The organism is Rhodanobacter sp. G2-10, assembly GCF_055809185.1.
The window spans coordinates 3079588-3095397 of sequence record NZ_CM147900.1 but is presented as its reverse complement, the minus strand read 5'-3'; the positions used below and the strand labels follow the sequence as shown (position 1 = coordinate 3095397).

Below are 15810 nucleotides of genomic sequence, written 5' to 3'. Positions count from 1 at the left end.
TCGCCATGACAGTGGAGCGATCAGGCCAGAAATCCGCCAATCACGTCGTTCAGGAAGCGCTGGCCGAGTGCGCTGGTGTGCAGGCGCTGCGGATCGTCGCTGAGCCAGCCGCGCCGACGTGCTTCGGCCAGCGGCGTGGCGATGCTGGTCAGCGACAGGCCCGTACGAGCTGAAAAATCGGCCGCCGGCACGCCGTCGATCAGGCGCAAGGCATTCAACATGTACTCGAATGGCAGCTCGGCGTCGCTGACGAGGTTGTCACCGCCGATCCGGCCCGGGCCAGCGGCAGCCTCCATGTAGGGGCGCGGACCGCGGTTCTTCCAGCGTCGCCGTATCTGGCCGCTGGCGGCGTCGCTGAGCTTGCCATGCGCGCCGGCGCCGATACCGAGGTAGTCGCCGAAGGCCCAGTAGTTGAGGTTGTGCACGCAGCATCGGCCCACTTGCGCATAGGCGGAAATTTCGTACTGGCCATAGCCGGCGGCCGCCAACTGAGCCTCGCAGGCTTCCTGCATCGCCCAGGCATGGTCGTCATCGGGCAGGGGCGGCGGGTTGGCGGCGAACACCGTGTTCGGCTCCAGGGTCAGCTGGTAATGGGAAATATGGGTGGGCGCCAGCGCGACAGCGCGCGCCACGTCGGCCAGTGCGCCGTCGAGGGATTGCCTGGGCAGTGCATACATCAGGTCAAGGTTGATATTGGTGTAGCCGGCGTCCTGCGCCGATTTCACGGCCGCTTCGGCCTCGCTTGCCGAGTGGATGCGGCCCAGCCGCCGCAGTTTGTCGTCGTCGAAACTCTGCACGCCGAACGAAATGCGGTTGACGCCGGCGGCCAGATAGCCGTCGAAACGGCCATGCTCGACCGTGCCGGGGTTGGTCTCCAGCGTAATCTCGGCGTCCGTGGCCAGCGGCAGGCGTTCGCGCACACCGTCGAGCAGGCGCGCGATCAGCTCGGGCGAAAACAGGCTGGGCGTGCCGCCGCCGAAGAAGATGCTGATGATTGGTCGGCCTTGCAGGGCGTCGGCAAAATCCGCGCGGTCGGCATCCAGATCGGCCAGCAGGCAGTCGATGTACTGGGCATAAGGCGGTGGTGCGCTGCGCAGACCATGCGAGTTGAAATCGCAATACGGACACTTCTTCACGCACCACGGCATGTGGATGTACAGCGACAGCGGCGGCGCGACCAGGCTCACCCGCGCAGCTCCGTCAGCCGCGCCTGCAGCCTGGCCAGCGCCTGGCCGCGATGGCTGACGCGATTCTTGATCGCGGGGTCGAGTTCGGCGGCGCTGGCTTGCTGGTCGTGGGGCAGGAACAGCGGGTCGTAACCGAAACCCTGCGTGCCGCGCGGCGCGTCGAGTACGCGGCCATGCCAGCGGCCTTCGACGATCAGCGGGGTCGGGTCGTCGGCGCGGAGGAGCAATACCAGTGCACAGATGAAGAAGGCGCCGCGCTTCTCGGTAGGCACGCCGTCCAGCTCGCGCAGCAGTTTGGTGTTGTTTGCCGCACTGTCGCCGTGGCTGCCGGCGTAGCGCGCCGAATACAGGCCGGGCGCGCCGTGCAGGTGCTCCACGCACAAGCCCGAATCATCGGCCAGCGCGGGCAGGCCGCTGGCGCGCGCTGCGTGGCGCGCCTTGAGCAAGGCGTTTTCGACGAAGGTGAGGCCCGTTTCCTCGGCGTCATCGATGCCCAGGCTGGCTTGCGCCACAATCTCGAAGCCGCTGTCGGCCAGCAGTGCGTTGAACTCCGCCAGTTTGCCGCGGTTGCTGCTGGCCAGGACGATGCGTCGGGTCATGGATTCATTCCTTGGCTTGGGGCCGGCGATGTGCGTCGGCTTCGGCTTTGTTGCAGGGTGGGTAGATAAGGAGCGGCGGGCAGAGCCTGCCCTTCGCGTTTCAGGCGCCCAGGGCTGCGCGCTGTGCGGCGACGAGTTCGCCAATGCCTTTTTCGGCCAGGCCCAGCAGCGCGTCCATTTCGTCGCGGCGGAAGGCGTGGCCCTCGGCGGTGCCTTGCACCTCGATGAAACCGCCGCCGTCGTTCATCACCACGTTCATGTCGGTGTCGCAGTCGGAATCCTCGGCATAGTCGAGGTCCAGCACGGGCACGCCCTTGTAGATGCCGACCGAGACCGCGGCCACGGCACCCACGATCGGGTTGCGCTTGAGGTTTTCGCGCTGCATCAAGCCGTTCACCGCGTCGACCAGAGCCACGAAGGCGCCGGTGATCGCCGCGGTACGGGTGCCGCCGTCGGCCTGCAGCACGTCGCAGTCCAGCGTGATCACGCGTTCGCCCAGGGCTTGCCGGTTGATGCAGGCGCGCAGACTGCGGCCGATCAGACGCTGGATCTCCATGGTGCGGCCGCCCTGACCGCCGCGCGCGGCCTCGCGCTGCATGCGGGTATGGGTGGCACGCGGCAGCATGCCGTATTCGGCGGTGACCCAGCCCTCGCCCTTGCCGCGCAGCCACGCAGGCGTGCGGTCCTCGATACTGGCGGTGCACAGCACCCGGGTCTCGCCGAAACTCACCAGCACCGAGCCTTCGGCATGGCGGGTGTAGTGGCGTTCAATGGTGACGGTGCGCAGCTGGTCGCTGGCGCGGCCGCTGGGGCGGATGACGGAATTCATGGGGTGGTTCCTGCGCGTTGCTTGGCCGGATTGGGCAAGCCGGAGCCGGAGAGTTTACCATTGCGCTCTTTTCCCACGTCCGGGCGCCTTCAAAATGATCCGCAGCATGACGGCTTATGCCAGCGCCGAAACGACCGGCCCCGCGGGCACGCTCAGCTGCGAGCTGCGCACGGTCAATCATCGCTACCTGGAGCTGAGTCCGCGTCTGCCGGATGACCTGCGCGCGTTCGAGCCGCAGCTGCGCGAGCGGGTGGCCGCGAAGTTGTCGCGCGGCAAACTCGACCTGACCGTGCGCCGCAACAGTGACGCGCGCGGCGAGTCGCTGCAGGTCAATCGTGCCTTGTTGACGCGTCTTTCCGAGTTGAACCTCGACATGGCGGCCTTGTTTCCGGCGATGCAGGTGCAGTTGACCGAGCTGCTGCGTTTCCCGGGCGTGATGCAGCAAACCGCGGTGGATCCCGAAGCGCAGCAGGCCGCGCTGTTCGACGTGCTGGACCGGGCGCTCGATGCGCTCACCGCGACCCGCGAGCGTGAAGGCGAGAAGCTGGCGACGATCCTGCGCGAGCGGCTCGATGCCATCGAAAAAGTGGTGGCCGACGTGCGTGGCTGGATGCCGGAGATCCGCGTCGCCCTGCGTACGCGCCTGGAGACCCGCCTGGCCGACCTCAAGCAGCCGGTCGAGCCGGGTCGGCTGGAACAGGAACTGGTGTTGCAGATCACCCGTACCGATGTCGACGAGGAGCTGGATCGACTCAGTACCCACATCGCTGAGAGCCGCCGCGTGCTGGGCCTGAAGGAGCCGGTGGGGCGTCGCCTCGACTTCCTGATGCAGGAATTCAACCGCGAAGCGAATACGCTGGGCTCCAAGTCGGTCGACGCGCGCAGTACCAATGCGGCGGTCGAGCTGAAAGTGTTGATCGAACAGATGCGCGAACAGGTGCAGAACATCGAATGAGCACGCCAGCATCGCCCCTCAATCCAACCCTTACCGCGCACGAATGCACGCGCGCCTGGCATGCTCATGTCCATTGAAGCGGGCACCTTGTTCGTGGTCGCGGCGCCGTCGGGTGCCGGCAAATCCACCCTGGTCAACGCGCTGCTGGCGAGCGACGACGCCATCTCGCTGTCGGTGTCGCACACGACACGGCCACCGCGTCCGGGCGAGATGTACGGGCGTGACTATTATTTCGTCGAACGCGGCGCGTTCGAGCAACAAATCGCGGACGGGATCTTCCTGGAGCATGCCGAGGTCCATGGAAACCTGTACGGCACCTCGCGCATGACGGTGGAGGGTCTGCTCGCGCAAGGGCGTGACGTGTTGCTGGAGATCGACTGGCAGGGCGCTGAGCAGATCCGTCGCAGCAAGCCGGATTGCGTCAGCGTGTTCATCCTGCCGCCCTCGCGGGCCGAGCTGGAGCGTCGCCTGCGCGGGCGGGGCTCGGATGCGCCCGACGTTATCGAACGCCGCCTGCACAACTCGCGAGGCGAGATCGCCCACGCCCACGAGTTCGACTACATCCTGGTCAACGACGTGTTCGACAGGGCGTTGGCCGACCTGCAGGCGATCGTGCGGGCGGTGCGTTTGCGCAGCGGCCTGCAATGGCAGCGCCACGAGCGGCTGATCGCTGACCTGCTGGCGGCTGAAGCCTGAATCGACGCTACCGTGATGTACATGGTCATCCCCCCGCGCTTCGGCTACCTTGTCCGTTTTCTCCGCTGAATTTGTCGATCATGACCGATCCCGTTGACGCCGCGCCTGCAGACAGCACCCTGGTGCGGATCCGTGGCCTGACCACCGTACTCGGCGGCAAGACGATCTTCGATGGGCTGGACATGGATATCCCGCGCGGCAAGGTCACCTCCATCATGGGCCCCAGCGGCACCGGCAAGACCACGTTGCTCAAGCACATCACCGGGCAGATGCATGGCAGCGCCGGCAGCATCCTGGTCGATGGCCAGGACGTCGCGCGGCTGTCGCGCGAGCAGCTCTACAAGATGCGCGAGGGGATCGGCTATCTGTTCCAGAACTCGGCGCTGCTGACCGATTTCGACGTGTTCGAAAACGTGGCGTTTCCACTGCGCCAGCATACCTCGCTGCCGGAGGTGCTGATCCGCAACCTGGTGCTGATGAAGCTGCAGGCGGTCGGCTTGCGCGGTGCCGCGCGACTTATGCCGAATGAGCTTTCCGGCGGCATGGCGCGGCGGGTGGCGCTGGCGCGGGCGATCGTGTTCGATCCGAAGCTGATCCTCTACGACGAGCCCTTCGTGGGGCTCGATCCGGTGGCCTTGAGCCAGGTGCTGAAACTGATCCTCACCCTGAACCAGACCCTGGGCATCACCAGCGTGGTGGTATCGCACGAGCTGGCTGCGGTGCAGCGGATCGCCGACCACGTGATGCTGCTTTCCAATGGCAAGGTCGTGGCGCAAGGCGATCCGAACACGATCGCCGATGACGGCTCGCCGTGGACGCGGCAGTTTTTCGGTGGCGAGGCCGATGGTCCGATTCCGTTCCGTTATCCCGCTGGCGACTATGCCGCCGAGCTGGGTCTGGCGGGAGCGCGCCAATGATCAACCGCGCACGCAAAGGCGGCAATGCGATCATCCAGATGCTGGGCCAGGTCGGCGCCTGTGGCCTGTTCCTGCTGACCCTGCTGGCGGCGATCCCGCGCAGCCTGCGCTATCTGCGCGAAACCAGTCGCCAGCTGTGGTTCGTCGGCGCGATGAGCCTGACCATCATCATGGTGTGCGGCCTGTTCGTGGGCATGGTGCTGATGCTGCAGCTGTATCACGTGCTGTCGATCTTCGGCGGCACCTCGGCCAGCGGCATGGTGGTGGCCCTGTCGGTGTATCGCGAGCTGGGTCCGGTGGTCACCGCGCTGCTGTTCGCCGGCCGCGCCGGTACCGCGATTACCGCCGAGATCGGGCTGATGCGGGCTACCGACCAGATCTCGGCGATGGAGATGATGGCGGTGGATCCGATCGCCTACGTCGCCACGCCGCGTTTCCTGGCCGGGCTGATCGCGATGCCGTTGTTGTGCTGCGTGTTCTGCGCCATGGCCATCTTCGGTGGTCACCTGGTTGGCGTCACCTGGCTGGGTATCGACAACGGCACGTTCTGGTCCAACATGACGGCGGTGGTCGATGTGCGCACCGACATCGTCAACGGCGTGCTGCTGAAAAGCCTGGCTTTCGGCGCGGTGGTGTCGCTGATCGCGGTATTTCAGGGTTTCACCACGCCGCCGACCAGCGAGGGCGTGGCCTATGCCACCACCCGCACCGTGGTGGCCTCGTCGATCGCGATCCTGGCGATCGACTTCGTCCTCACCGCGTTCCTGATGTAACCGCCATGACCAACACCATCATTCCCCATCGTTCAACGAGGATCGTGCCGTGAGCCAACCCAGAAGTTCCTTTGCCATCGGCACCGGCCTGTTCATCGTGCTGGGTTTTGCCGCCTTGGCGTATCTGGCGACGCAGACCAGTTCGGTGGCCAATATCCATCAGGGCGACAGTTACACGATCGATGCGCAGTTCACCAACATCGGGCAACTGAAGGAGCGCGCGCCGGTCAAGATCGCCGGGGTGCGCGTGGGCCAGGTGCAGTCGATCTCGCTGACGCCTGGCCACGATGTGGCCGACGTGAAACTGTCGATCGACAAACGTTACGACCATATTCCGCAGGATTCGGTGGCGACGATCTTCACCAGCGGCCTGCTTGGCGACCAGTACGTGGGCATCGATTACGGCAGCGCCAAACAGGTGGTGGCCGACGGTGGCACCTTGGCGCGCACCAAGTCCACGCAGCCGCTGGAGGAGATGCTGGGCAAGTTCTTCGGTGCCGGTGGCGTGGTTGACAACGTGGGCGGCAGCTACACCGTGAGCGCCGATTTCACCAATGTCGGCACGCTATCCGCCGGTGCGCCGGTGAAGATGGCCGGCGTGGTGATCGGCAGCGTGCAGTCGGTGCGCGTCGATCCGGCCAAGCTGAATGCCCGGGTCGTGCTCGCGATCGACAAGCGTTACGACCAGATTCCGGACGACTCGGCCGCTGCGGTGTTCACCAGCGGTTTGATCGGCAGCCAGTATGTTGCGATCCAACCCGGTGGTTCACCCGACGCTCTCAAGGACGGTGACCAGATGATCCTGACGCAGTCCGCCATGCAACTGGAAGATCTGATCGGCAAATTCCTGGTCAACGGATCACCCAATGACAAGAAGGATGCCGGCAACGGCAACAAGTAACTCGATACCGATGCGTTCCCCTGCCGGTGACTGATGCGCCGGTGTAGCCCCGAGGAGTATTCCATGTTGCGCAGACTCGTTCTCGCCACCGCACTTGCCTTTGCCGCCGTGATCGCCACGCCGGCTGTCGCCCAGGACGCCACCGCTGCCGCGCCTGCGGCGAATCACCAGGCCCCGGCGCAGATCGTGCAGGGCATCGCTGATCAATTGGCGACCGCGATCGAGGGTCACCGCTCCGAGTTGAAGCACAACAAGGAAAAGCTGATCAGCATCATCGACGAGGTGTTCCTGCCGCACTTCGACATCGACTACGCGTCGATCCTGGTGCTTGGCCGGCACGCGCGCGAGGCGACGCCGGCGCAGCGCGAACGTTTCGCCAAGGCGTTCTACAACTCGATCACCCACCGTTATGCGGAAGGCCTGCTCAACTACACCCGTGGCCGGGTCAAGGTGTTGCCGTTCAAGGGCGACCTCAATGACAAGCGCAGCGTGGTACGTACCCAGGTCGTGCTGGACGACGGCAAGCTGATTTCGATCGACTACGCCTTCCGCAAGAGCCGCAGCGGTGACTGGAAGGCCTATGACGTGATCATCGAGGGCATTTCCTACGTGACCAATTATCGGAACCAGGTCGATGCCGAGATTCGCAAGGTCGGCATCGAACAACTCATCACGAACCTTGAAACCCAGGGCGAAAATGCACTGGAGACGATGGAAAAGGACGACAAGGGCGCGAAATGAGCAGTGTGAGCGCCAGTCCTGGCTTCCAGCTTGAGACCGGCACGCCGACGACGTTGGGAGTGAGCGGCGTGCTGAGCTTCGATACCGCCGCCGGGGCGTTGCAGGCGATCCGGTCCTCGCTCGCGTCCGGCCGGGCCACCCAGCTTGATCTGGCGGGCGTCAGTCATTGCGACAGTGCCGGGCTGGCCTGCGTCCTGGCGGCGATTGCCGACGCGGACCGGCGCGGGCACACGGTGCGGGTGATCGGCATGCCCGCGGGCATGCTCGCGCTGGCACAAGTCTGCGAGGTCGATCGGCTGCTGGGCTAGCTGCGGCGAGCCGAGGCCTGACCGGAAGCCAGCTAACCCTTGTCGGTCTGCTTGGGGTGGCTCTTTTCCCATTCGTGCTGCTGGTCCAGCAGCTCATCCGGGTCGAAACCCGGGGCATCCAGACCCTGCATCTTCTCGATCAGCGACGCTGGCGGATTACCGTCGTAGAGCTTGTAAAGGCGCTGCTGCCTGTACGCATCGCGAATGAACACGTACGGATCGTAGGCCGATTGCAGGAAGCCTTCGGCGTCGATCGCCCGGGAGCGCAGCGTGATCAGGTACATCGCCTGCGGTGCGTATTGCAGGCCGTTGTAATGGTGGTTGGCGGCAAACAGGCTCAGCGGATCGAAGAAATAGCTGTCCACCGGCATGCGCCAGATGTCACGCGTGGTATTGGGGCCAAGCAGCGGCACCATCAGGAAATCGCCTTCGGGCACTCCCCAGCGGGCCAGGGTGATGCCGAAGTCGTTGTCCTCGATCGGCAGGCCCAGCTGGCTGGCCGGGTCGAAGAAACCGCCGATGCCCAGCGTCAGGTTGATCAGGAACCGGCCGGTGCTCTGCAAGGCATGCTTCGGACGCGCCTGCAGCAGGTCGTTGGCTACCGTGATCGGCATGCGAATGTTGGTGAAGAAATCGCTGAAGGAGCGGCGCACCGGTGGATTGGTCACCTTGCGGTAGACCAGTGCCACCGGCCGGATCGCAACCTGATCCACGGCGTTGTTGAATTTGTAAGCCTCGCGGTTGTACTTCTCCAGCGGATCGTCGGTGCGGGGCTGGGCGACGGCACAGCCAGCCAGCAACAGGATCACCAGCAAAGGCAACCAGCGGCTCAATCGGGGAAATCGAAACGGGGAGGGCATCAGAGGGGTGGGGTTCGTCGCAGGGGCAGTAAGTGTACTGTCTGGTTTTATATCTTGCACGAATCAGGAGTCCGTTGCATGAACGCTGGTCTGCCGAAGGACAGCCGCCCATGATACGCGCCACGCGCATTGCCAGCAAAGCGTCCGCTCAACTACACTAGCTGATCACATAAGTCACTATTCCCCAAGGATTTCGCATGGCACGTATAACCGTGGAGGACTGCCTCGAGGTAGTCGACAACCGATTCGAGCTGGTCTTGATGGCGACCAAGCGCGCACGCCAGCTTGAAAAAGGTGCCGAGCCTGCGGTCAATCCCGATCACGACAAGCCGACCGTGCTGGCGCTGCGCGAAATCGCCGCCCGGCGTATCGACCAGGCCACGATCGACCAGATCGACAAGGCCGAGCGCGAGCGTGCCGAGCGTGAGGCGCTGGAATGGGCCGCCGCGGAAGTCGACGACGATCTGTCCAAGGGCGCCGACGACTGATGAATGACCACTGCCGGCGCAGCAGCTCCCGCGGCACCGGCATGGCCGGTGTGACGGTGCGCTTTTGCGCGGCAATTGCCGTTCGTTGCAACGCCGAGGTGGGCGCCTGAGCAGGCGCCAGTTACCCGTGACCGCGACCGTGCCCCCCGCCCCGGTCGATCCATCCGCATGGCCGCCCTATGTGCTCGCGCTGAAGGAGCGTGTGGCCTATCTGCCCGAGTCGCAGGTGGCGCAGGTGTTGCGCGCGTACGAAGTCGGTGCCAGGGCGCATGCCGACCAGAAGCGCAAGAGTGGCGAGCCGTACATCACCCATCCGGTCGCCGTGGCCGGCATCCTGGCCGAGTTGGGGCTGGACGCCGAGACCATCATCGCGGCCATCCTGCATGACACCCTGGAAGATACCGAGCTCAGCCGCGAATCGCTGGCGGCCGAGTTCGGCGAGATCGTGGCCGAGCTGGTCGACGGGGTCACCAAGCTGGACAAGATGCGCTTCGGCACACGCCAGGAAGCCGACGCGGAGAGTTTCCGCAAGATGTTGCTGGCGATGGCGCGCGATCTGCGCGTGATCCTGATCAAGCTGGCCGACCGGCTGCACAACATGCGTACGCTGGGCGCCAAGGATCCCGCCTCGCGCCGCCGCATCGCGCGCGAGACGCTGGAAATCTTCGCGCCGATCGCGCAGCGTCTGGGCATGAACAAATTCAAGGCGGAGCTGCAGGATCTGGGCTTCCGTGCGCTGTATCCCGATCGTTACCGCGTCATCAGCGAACGCATCCGGGCCGCGTTGGGAAACCGTCGCGAGGTGATGGGCAAGATCGAGACGGCGCTCACCACGCACCTCGCCGACGAGCATCTGCCGGCCCATGTGGTGGGTCGCATCAAGTCGCCGTGGAGCATCTATTCGAAGATGCGCAACGAGCACAAGACCTTTGCCCAGTTGATGGACGTGTACGGCTTTCGCGTCGTCGTCGACAGCGCGACCAGCTGCTACATGGCGCTGGGCGTGGTGCATGCCTTGTACAAACCGGTCGATCGTCGTTTCAAGGATTTCATCGCGATTCCCAAGGCCAACGGCTACCAGTCGCTGCATACGGTGCTGCTGGGGCCGTTCGGCGCGCCCATCGAGGTGCAGATCCGTACGGCCGAAATGGATTCGGTGGCCGAGCGCGGCGTGGCCGCGCACTGGGCCTACAAGACCGACAGCGGCCCGGCGAACAGCGCCCAGGCGCGGGCGCGCGAGTGGCTGTCCTCGATGGTCGACAGTTCGGCGCACACCGCGTCCTCGTCGGAGTTCATCGAGAACGTCAAGATCGACCTGTTCCCGGACGAGGTCTACCTGTTCACCCCGCGTGGCGACATCCTCTCGCTGCCGCGCCACGCCACCGCGCTGGACTTCGCCTACGCGGTGCATACGGATGTCGGCGACCACGCCGTGGCCGCGCGCGTGGACAAGAAGCTGACCCCGCTGCGCAGTCGACTGGAGTCGGGGCAGCTGGTCGAGATCATCACCGCACCCTCGGCGGTGCCCAATCCGGCCTGGCTGGAAGTGGTGGTCACCGGCAAGGCGCGCACCGCGATCCGCCAGTACCTGAAACACCTGCAGCACGAGGACGCGGTCGACTTCGGCCATCGCATGCTCGACCGTGCATTGGATGCGCAAGGCAGCAGCCTGGACGCGATTTCCGCGACGACACTGGACCGCTTCCTCGAGACGTCCAAGCTGAAGCGTCTGGAGGAGTTGCTGTCCGACATCGCGCTGGGCAATCGCATGCCCGACGTGGTTGCCCGTCAGTTGCTGGGCTCGCGCCGGAAGAAGCCGGGCCTGGCGAAGGCGGCGCCGCCGATCGCGCAGGAGAAGATTCGCATCACCGGCGCCGAGCGTGGCGTGCTGAGCTTCGCCAATTGCTGCCATCCGCTGCCGGGCGACGACATCGTCGGCTACCTGTCCTCGGGCAAGGGCATCGTGGTCCATCGGGAGGAATGCCCGAACGTGGTCGAGTTGCGCAAGTCACCCGAGCGCTGCGTGGCGATCGAGTGGGATCGTGGTGTGCGCGGCGACTACCGCGCCCAGTTGCAGATCGAGGTGATCAACCGCCCTGGCGTGCTGGCCACCGTGGCGGCAGCGATCGCCGCTGCCGATTCCAATATCGAGAACGTCGAATACGTCGACCGCGATGCCTCGGCCGCGACCTTGCTGTTCTCGATGGAAGTGAAGAGCCGCAAGCACCTGGCCGACGTGATCCGGCGCGTGCGGCGTACTGGCGTCGTCAGCGGCGTGCATCGGTATCCGTTGTAGGCCGGGAGTGAGGAGTCGGGAAGGGTTCAAGCGCCCGCCTTTGCTTTCTCATGATCGGGCGATAGTCTTTCCCAATTCCCGATTCCCGATTCCCGATTCCCGAGGAAAAGCCATGTCTCGCAGCATCATTTCCACCGGCCAGGCGCCTGCCGCGATCGGCCCCTATTCGCAGGCCGTGCGCACCGGCAATACGGTCTATTTTTCGGGTCAGATTCCACTCGATCCCGCCACGGGGGCGCTGGTTGAAGGCGACGTCACGGTCCAGACGCGGCGGGTATTCGACAATCTTGCCGCGGTGGCCGCGGCGGCTGGCGGGTCACTGGGACAGATCGTGCGCGTCGGTATCTACGTCACGGATCTGGCCAACTTCGCGGCGGTCAACGCGGTGATGGCCGAGTACTTCCAGCAACCCTATCCGGCGCGCTCCACCATCGAGGTATCGGGCCTGCCCAAGGCGGCACAGGTCGAAGTCGATGCCGTGATGGTCGTGGACTGACATCGCCCCGACGCCGGCCCCGCCGGCCGCTTTTCAAGCATCGACCAGGTCTGCACGCGGCGTTCGCCCACAAGCGGCGTGGGCATTCCGCTTACGTTGGCAGGCGCCGCTCGGGTAGGCTTGCAGGCCATGGCTGTCCGTCCCGCCCGCCCTGCTGTCGCTTCTGCAACCGATCCTGGTGGCGAGTCGGTCGATACGCTTGCCGGGGTGGGGCCGGCGCTCGCCGCGCTGCTGGCCAAACTCGGGCTCGAGCGGATCCAGGACTTGTGGTTCCACTTGCCGCTGCGTTACGAGGACCGGACGCGGGTCACCGCCATCGCCGATCTGCGCGCGGGCGAGCAGGCCCAGGTCGAGGGCGTGGTCGATGCCGTCGAGCGCGGGTTTCGCTATCGCCCGCAGCTGAAGGTGGCGATCAGCGACGACAGCAGGCAAACCCTGATGCTGCGGTTTTTCCATTTCAACCGTGCGCAGGCCGAGCAGCTGCGGCCTGGCACGCGCCTGCTCTGCTTCGGCGAGGTACGCCATGGCGGGCAGGGCCTGGAGATGGTTCACCCGAACTATCACCGTCTCAGTGGCGATGCCGCGGCCAGCGTGGACGAACTGCTTACGCCGGTCTATCCGACCACCGAGGGCCTGGGCACGAAGCGGTTGGCCGGGGTGATCGGCAAGGCGCTGGAACGGTTGCCGCCGGACACCCGGCTGGAATTGATTCCGCCGGCGCTCTGCGCCGCGCACGGACTGACCTCGTTGCGCGATGCGCTGCTCTACGTGCACCGACCGCCACCCGACGCGCCGATGCACCTGCTGATGTCGGGTCGTCATCCGGCGCAGCAGCGGCTGGCGTTCGAGGAGTTGCTGACCCAGCACCTGAGCCTCAAGCGCATGCGCGCGACGGTTCGCCAACGGCGCGCGCCGGCGCTGGGCGGTACCGGTCCATTGCGCGGCCAGTTGCTGGCCGGCTTGCCGTTCCGGCTGACGGCGGCCCAGCAACGTGTCGGTGACGAAGTGGCGCACGATCTGGCCCAGCCACAACCGATGCTGCGGTTGGTACAGGGCGATGTCGGCAGCGGCAAGACCGTGGTGGCGGCGCTGGCGGCGCTGGCGGCCGTGGAGGCGGGATACCAGGTCGCCTTGATGGCGCCCACCGAGCTGCTGGCCGAACAGCACCTCGCCAATTTCCGTCAATGGCTGGAGCCGCTCGGCATCGCGGTGGAGTGGCTGGCCGGCAAGGTTACCGGCAAGGCACGCAAGCTGGCGCTGGCGCGGGTGGCCGAGGGTGCCGCCGTGGTGATCGGCACGCACGCGCTGATGCAGGAGGGCGTCGCCTTCGCCCGCCTGGGCCTGGTGATCGTCGACGAGCAGCACCGCTTTGGCGTGCAACAGCGCCTGGCCCTGCACGAGAAGGGGCGGCGCGGAGACCTGATGCCGCATCAACTGGTGCTCACCGCCACCCCGATTCCGCGCACGCTGGCGATGAGCGCCTACGCCGACCTCGACGTTTCCTCGATCGACGAATTACCGCCCGGCCGCACGCCGGTGCAAACCATCGCGATCTCCAATGTGCGTCGCGCCGAGGTGATCGAGCGCATCCAGGCCGCATGCAACGAAGGCCGCCAGGTGTACTGGGTGTGCACGCTGATCGAGGAGTCCGAGCAACTGCGCGCGCAGGCCGCCGAGGTGGCCCATGCCGAGCTGTCCGGTGCCCTGGGTGAATCCAGGGTGGGGCTGATCCACGGCCGCATGAAGGCGAAGGAAAAGCAGGCGGTCATGGACGCCTTCAAGGCGGGCGAGCTGGCGGTGCTGGTGGCGACCACGGTGATCGAGGTCGGGGTGGACGTGCCGAACGCCAGCCTGATGGTGATCGAGAACAGTGAACGGCTCGGCCTGGCCCAGCTGCACCAGCTGCGCGGTCGCGTCGGGCGCGGTGCCGTGGCTTCCAATTGCGTGCTGCTGTACCAGCCGCCGCTCGGCCAGTTGGCGCGCGAGCGGCTGCAGGTGATGCGCGACACCAACGACGGCTTCCGCATTGCCGAAAAGGATCTGGAGCTGCGCGGCCCCGGCGAGGTGCTGGGCACCCGCCAGACCGGCCAGCTCGCTTTCCGCATCGCCGACCTGGCCCGCGACGCGCACTTGCTACCGGCGGTGCAGGCGGTCGGCGAACAGATGTTGGCCGGACATCCACGCCAGGCCAGCCTGCTGATCGAACGCTGGGTGGGCGGCGCAGCGCGTTTTGCGGAGGCGTGAAGGGCGGGGAAGCGGGCATGGGCAGAATCCGGCCCCGCCCTTGCCATGCCCGATTCTCCATTCCCGGTTCCCGTCCAATACACTGAACGGCTCAACCACGACGATACGCCATGACCAAACCGCAACTCCTGATTGATACCGACCCCGGCGTCGATGACGCGCTGGCCATCCTGATGGCGGCCGCGCACGCCGATGTCGCGGGACTGAGCATCGCCGCGGGCAACGTCGGCCTGGACCACACGGTACGCAATGCGCGCACCCTGGTGGATCTGCTCGGCACAACGACACCGGTATTTGCCGGTTGCGCCACGCCGCTGGTGCGCCTGCCGGAGGAGGACGCCGCCTTCGTGCACGGCGAGGATGGCTTTGGCGACGTCGGCTTTCCGGTGCCGACGGCGGCGCTGTCCGATGAGTCCGCTGCGCTGGCGCTGCTGCGGCTGAGCCGCGAGCGGCCGGGCGAGCTGACCCTGGTGGCGCTGGCACCGCTCACCAACCTGGCGCTGGCGCTGCGGCTGGATCCGACCCTGCCGCAGCGGATCGCACGACTGGTGGTGATGGGCGGCGCCGTGACCGGGCTTGGCAACACCGGCAAGGTGCCGGCCGAGTTCAATATCGGCTTCGACCCCGAGGCGGCCCACGTCGTGTTCGAGGCGTTCCCGAGCTTCGACCTGGTCGACTGGGAAGCCACCTTGCGGCATGCCTTCGACAATGCCGAATTTGACCGCTGGCTGGCTGCCGGCGACCGGCGCGCCGCGTTCTTCGGCGAGATCGTGGCCACGGCACGGCGCTACAACGCCGAGCACGAGCGTTGCGGTCTGGTGGCGGCCGACGCCCTGGCGATGGCGGTCGCACTCGATCCTTCCATCGTCACCCGCAGCGAGACCCGTGCGGTGGCGGTCGAGTTGGATGGCCGCCTCACGCGGGGCGCCACGGTGGTCGACTGGGCCGCGCGGCTGGGCCGGCCGGCGCAGGCGAACATCGTGCTGGAGGTCGATCACGCCCGCTTTGCCGCCATGGTGCGGCGTGCGCTGGGCGTGCCCTAGTGAGGCCGGCGTCGCCGCCGGCTTCCGCGCTTGCAGCGACCACCGGTTCCTCGTTACAATGCCGCTCTTGTCACCACCGATTTAGAGTCAAATCATGAAAGCTGATATCCATCCGAACTACGCTCCGGTGGTGTTCCAGGATCTGTCGTCCGACTTCGCGTTCCTGACCAAGTCGACGATGTCCAGCAAGGACACCATCAAGTGGGAAGACGGCAATGAGTACCCGCTGATCAAGGTGGATATCTCCAGCCATTCGCACCCGTTCTACACCGGCAAGCAGAAGACGCTGGACGTGGGCGGCCGCGTCGACAAGTTCCGTCGCCGCTACGCGGGTTCCGTCAAGGAATAAGCAACCGCGTGGCCTGCGCCCGGCGCTGGCCATCGATCGCGCTTGAATTGCAACACGGGGCAGGCACAGGCTTGCCCCGTGTTTTTTCGTGGCCGCAATCAGACCATGCGCGATCGAATGCGGGCACG

Annotated in this window: 17 protein-coding genes; 13 read left to right on the top strand and 4 right to left on the bottom strand. The window is 65.8% G+C overall.

What is annotated here, in order from left to right:
• Nucleotides 1-20 precede the first annotated feature (20 nt).
• The 3 genes from hemW to rph form a co-directional block, all read right to left on the bottom strand.
• Complete coding sequence (gene hemW / locus AC0L58_RS14035; protein ID WP_473684420.1) at nucleotides 21-1187, bottom strand: radical SAM family heme chaperone HemW; 1167 nt, start codon at nucleotides 1185-1187, stop codon at nucleotides 21-23.
• A complete protein-coding gene (gene rdgB / locus AC0L58_RS14030; protein ID WP_473684418.1) occupies nucleotides 1184-1786 on the bottom strand; it encodes an RdgB/HAM1 family non-canonical purine NTP pyrophosphatase in 603 nt (200 codons plus the stop codon). The genes hemW and rdgB overlap by 4 nt, the downstream gene beginning before the upstream one ends.
• 100 nt (nucleotides 1787-1886) lie before the next feature.
• Nucleotides 1887-2615 carry a ribonuclease PH gene (gene rph / locus AC0L58_RS14025; RefSeq protein ID WP_473684416.1) on the bottom strand — a complete coding sequence of 243 codons (729 nt, stop codon included), beginning with the start codon at nucleotides 2613-2615 and terminating at the stop codon, nucleotides 1887-1889.
• A gap of 94 nt (nucleotides 2616-2709) precedes the next feature.
• Between rph and AC0L58_RS14020 the strand changes: the two genes are divergently transcribed.
• The 7 genes from AC0L58_RS14020 to AC0L58_RS13990 all read left to right on the top strand — a co-directional run bounded on the left by AC0L58_RS14020 (nucleotide 2710) and on the right by AC0L58_RS13990 (nucleotide 7906).
• Nucleotides 2710-3570, top strand: coding sequence for a YicC/YloC family endoribonuclease (locus AC0L58_RS14020; RefSeq protein ID WP_473684414.1), 861 nt, complete (start codon nucleotides 2710-2712; stop codon nucleotides 3568-3570).
• A 66-nt stretch (nucleotides 3571-3636) separates the two neighbouring features.
• On the top strand, nucleotides 3637-4266 hold the full coding sequence (gmk, locus tag AC0L58_RS14015) for a guanylate kinase (protein ID WP_473684412.1): 630 nt from the start codon (nucleotides 3637-3639) through the stop codon (nucleotides 4264-4266).
• 80 nt (nucleotides 4267-4346) lie between these two features.
• Nucleotides 4347-5183 carry an ABC transporter ATP-binding protein gene (locus tag AC0L58_RS14010; protein ID WP_473684410.1) on the top strand — a complete coding sequence of 279 codons (837 nt, stop codon included), beginning with the start codon at nucleotides 4347-4349 and terminating at the stop codon, nucleotides 5181-5183.
• On the top strand, nucleotides 5180-5956 hold the full coding sequence (mlaE, locus tag AC0L58_RS14005) for a lipid asymmetry maintenance ABC transporter permease subunit MlaE (protein WP_473684408.1): 777 nt from the start codon (nucleotides 5180-5182) through the stop codon (nucleotides 5954-5956). Before AC0L58_RS14010 ends, mlaE begins: the two co-directional genes overlap by 4 nt.
• Nucleotides 5957-6005: 49 nt before the next feature.
• Nucleotides 6006-6857 (top strand): outer membrane lipid asymmetry maintenance protein MlaD, encoded by an 852-nt coding sequence (gene mlaD / locus AC0L58_RS14000; protein ID WP_473684406.1) that lies wholly within the window; start codon nucleotides 6006-6008, stop codon nucleotides 6855-6857.
• A gap of 63 nt (nucleotides 6858-6920) precedes the next feature.
• A complete protein-coding gene (locus tag AC0L58_RS13995; protein WP_473684404.1) occupies nucleotides 6921-7598 on the top strand; it encodes an MlaC/ttg2D family ABC transporter substrate-binding protein in 678 nt (225 codons plus the stop codon).
• The gene (locus AC0L58_RS13990; RefSeq protein WP_473684402.1) at nucleotides 7595-7906 is read left to right on the top strand and encodes an STAS domain-containing protein; all 312 of its coding nucleotides are present in this window, start codon (nucleotides 7595-7597) and stop codon (nucleotides 7904-7906) included. The genes AC0L58_RS13995 and AC0L58_RS13990 overlap by 4 nt, the downstream gene beginning before the upstream one ends.
• Before the next feature lie 32 nt (nucleotides 7907-7938).
• Here AC0L58_RS13990 and AC0L58_RS13985 read toward each other — a convergent pair whose 3' ends face one another.
• Complete coding sequence (locus AC0L58_RS13985) at nucleotides 7939-8766, bottom strand: MlaA family lipoprotein (RefSeq protein WP_473684400.1); 828 nt, start codon at nucleotides 8764-8766, stop codon at nucleotides 7939-7941.
• A 197-nt stretch (nucleotides 8767-8963) separates the two neighbouring features.
• On the opposite strand from AC0L58_RS13985, the gene rpoZ reads away from it, so the two are divergent.
• The 6 genes from rpoZ to AC0L58_RS13955 all read left to right on the top strand — a co-directional run bounded on the left by rpoZ (nucleotide 8964) and on the right by AC0L58_RS13955 (nucleotide 15682).
• Nucleotides 8964-9254: a DNA-directed RNA polymerase subunit omega gene (gene rpoZ / locus AC0L58_RS13980; RefSeq protein WP_473684397.1), complete on the top strand. Its 291-nt coding sequence runs from the start codon at nucleotides 8964-8966 to the stop codon at nucleotides 9252-9254.
• A 127-nt stretch (nucleotides 9255-9381) separates the two neighbouring features.
• A complete protein-coding gene (locus tag AC0L58_RS13975) occupies nucleotides 9382-11550 on the top strand; it encodes a RelA/SpoT family protein (protein WP_473684395.1) in 2169 nt (722 codons plus the stop codon).
• A 112-nt stretch (nucleotides 11551-11662) separates the two neighbouring features.
• Entirely contained in the window at nucleotides 11663-12046 is a 384-nt protein-coding gene (locus AC0L58_RS13970) for a Rid family detoxifying hydrolase (RefSeq protein ID WP_473684393.1), read from the top strand.
• A 129-nt stretch (nucleotides 12047-12175) separates the two neighbouring features.
• Complete coding sequence (gene recG / locus AC0L58_RS13965) at nucleotides 12176-14290, top strand: ATP-dependent DNA helicase RecG (protein ID WP_473684391.1); 2115 nt, start codon at nucleotides 12176-12178, stop codon at nucleotides 14288-14290.
• Nucleotides 14291-14400: 110 nt separating this feature from the next.
• Nucleotides 14401-15333, top strand: coding sequence for a nucleoside hydrolase (locus AC0L58_RS13960; RefSeq protein ID WP_473684389.1), 933 nt, complete (start codon nucleotides 14401-14403; stop codon nucleotides 15331-15333).
• A 94-nt stretch (nucleotides 15334-15427) separates the two neighbouring features.
• Nucleotides 15428-15682: a type B 50S ribosomal protein L31 gene (locus tag AC0L58_RS13955; RefSeq protein WP_473684387.1), complete on the top strand. Its 255-nt coding sequence runs from the start codon at nucleotides 15428-15430 to the stop codon at nucleotides 15680-15682.
• Nucleotides 15683-15810 lie beyond the last annotated feature (128 nt).

Bases quoted from the DNA above. Each gene is read 5' to 3' on its own strand.
- rdgB (WP_473684418.1), bottom strand. From the start codon at position 1,786: ATGACCCGACGCATCGTCCTGGCCAGCAGCAACCGCGGCAAACTGGCG.
- rph (WP_473684416.1), bottom strand. From the start codon at position 2,615: ATGAATTCCGTCATCCGCCCCAGCGGCCGCGCCAGCGACCAGCTGCGC.
- AC0L58_RS14020 (WP_473684414.1), top strand. From the start codon at position 2,710: ATGATCCGCAGCATGACGGCTTATGCCAGCGCCGAAACGACCGGCCCC.
- gmk (WP_473684412.1), top strand. From the start codon at position 3,637: ATGTCCATTGAAGCGGGCACCTTGTTCGTGGTCGCGGCGCCGTCGGGT.
- AC0L58_RS14010 (WP_473684410.1), top strand. From the start codon at position 4,347: ATGACCGATCCCGTTGACGCCGCGCCTGCAGACAGCACCCTGGTGCGG.
- mlaE (WP_473684408.1), top strand. From the start codon at position 5,180: ATGATCAACCGCGCACGCAAAGGCGGCAATGCGATCATCCAGATGCTG.
- AC0L58_RS13995 (WP_473684404.1), top strand. From the start codon at position 6,921: ATGTTGCGCAGACTCGTTCTCGCCACCGCACTTGCCTTTGCCGCCGTG.
- AC0L58_RS13990 (WP_473684402.1), top strand. From the start codon at position 7,595: ATGAGCAGTGTGAGCGCCAGTCCTGGCTTCCAGCTTGAGACCGGCACG.
- AC0L58_RS13985 (WP_473684400.1), bottom strand. From the start codon at position 8,766: ATGCCCTCCCCGTTTCGATTTCCCCGATTGAGCCGCTGGTTGCCTTTG.
- rpoZ (WP_473684397.1), top strand. From the start codon at position 8,964: ATGGCACGTATAACCGTGGAGGACTGCCTCGAGGTAGTCGACAACCGA.
- AC0L58_RS13970 (WP_473684393.1), top strand. From the start codon at position 11,663: ATGTCTCGCAGCATCATTTCCACCGGCCAGGCGCCTGCCGCGATCGGC.
- recG (WP_473684391.1), top strand. From the start codon at position 12,176: ATGGCTGTCCGTCCCGCCCGCCCTGCTGTCGCTTCTGCAACCGATCCT.
- AC0L58_RS13960 (WP_473684389.1), top strand. From the start codon at position 14,401: ATGACCAAACCGCAACTCCTGATTGATACCGACCCCGGCGTCGATGAC.
- AC0L58_RS13955 (WP_473684387.1), top strand. From the start codon at position 15,428: ATGAAAGCTGATATCCATCCGAACTACGCTCCGGTGGTGTTCCAGGAT.